Source organism: Rhodococcus phenolicus (assembly GCF_001646785.1).
Lineage (GTDB): Bacteria > Actinomycetota > Actinomycetes > Mycobacteriales > Mycobacteriaceae > Rhodococcus > Rhodococcus phenolicus.
This window is the reverse complement of the sequence record NZ_LRRH01000188.1, coordinates 1-1105: the sequence shown is the minus strand read 5'-3', so window position 1 is coordinate 1105 and position 1105 is coordinate 1. Positions and strand designations below refer to the sequence as shown.

The window sequence follows — 1105 nt, the reverse complement described above, 5'->3', positions numbered from 1 at the left end:
ACTACCAGGGGCTTGACCGTCTACTGCACTGCACGGATTGATGCTGTACAGAACCCATCGGCGCAAGCTGATCAGGACCGATACCTGAGGGCTTTGACCGCGTCGCAAATGGTCGATTGGATCGAGTACGGAAACTACGTGTCGCGAGTCAAGTACGCGCCATTGGCGGTGAAAGGGCCGAAGGGGCGCCCCCAACTGGCAACGCCGGCGTGGCCCGTAATGGTTCAGGACTCAACCCGGAGCACGATTCCAGATGCGAGGTTCATGGTCTCGTATTGGCATAACGAGGAGAAGGGCAGCGATGTGAACGTGGCATCGCATCTGCTCATCGACTTGTTCTCGGGCAACATCGACGCTGCGATAGTCGTTTCAAACGACAGTGACTTGAAGCTCCCTGTGGCGGAGGCGCGCAGGCGTATCCCCGTCGCAATTCTCAATCCTCGTGGTGGCCCGAGCGCGGGAGATTTGCGCCCTGGCCACGTGCCTGGGGCTGGACATCACTGGAACCGCGGCCTCGTTGTCCAGGACTACCTGACGAACCAACTGGCTGATCCTGTCGGGGGAGTTAGCAAACCGGCTGGTTGGTAGCATCCGGACTTGCGCAGACCGAAGCCTCGCGCTAGCCTGTGTTCATAACTCACCCGGCCCCTAGTGGGTCGGGTTTTCTTTTTCTGCAGATCAGCAGACTCGGGTTATAGGCCAAAATGTGTGTACGGCTGCCGGTGTGTCGGCTCGGTTCACCGGCGTGATCTGCCCGCCCAACCCTGTTGAAGACCGTTTCCGTCCTCCCAGCTGAAGTCGGTGCCCATGGTCGGGCCGATCGGTTCGTCCTCGGTGGTGTCGCGGCGCGTCGTGCGGGACGGCGTGTAATGCTCGGGCCGGACCAGAGCCCACAGATCGCGGGGCTCGGCGGTCAGACTGTTGAGTTTCCATTCCGCGGCCCGACGAGCGTGCTCGACCGGCAGCCCACGGTGTGTGCGGAACAGGTCCTTGATCGCCTTGTTCGGGCCACCTTCGAGCGGTGAGGTGGTCCGCTGCAGTGGGTGTTCGTCGTCGGTCAGCTCCGGGTCGATCCAGGTGAACAGGTGGTTGCAGGCGATCAAGC

The 1105-nt window shown here is 61.5% G+C and carries 1 protein-coding gene and 1 pseudogene; one reads left to right on the top strand and one right to left on the bottom strand.

The window, feature by feature from the left end; genetic code table 11:
- Nucleotides 1–588, top strand: a 588-nt coding sequence (locus tag A8G15_RS31595; protein ID WP_211270268.1) for a PIN domain-containing protein, incomplete at its 5' end; no start/stop codon positions are given.
- A gap of 149 nt (nt 589–737) precedes the next feature.
- Here the strand turns inward: A8G15_RS31595 and A8G15_RS28740 are convergent.
- Nucleotides 738–1105, bottom strand: a pseudogene (locus A8G15_RS28740) (IS256 family transposase); the annotation flags it as partial.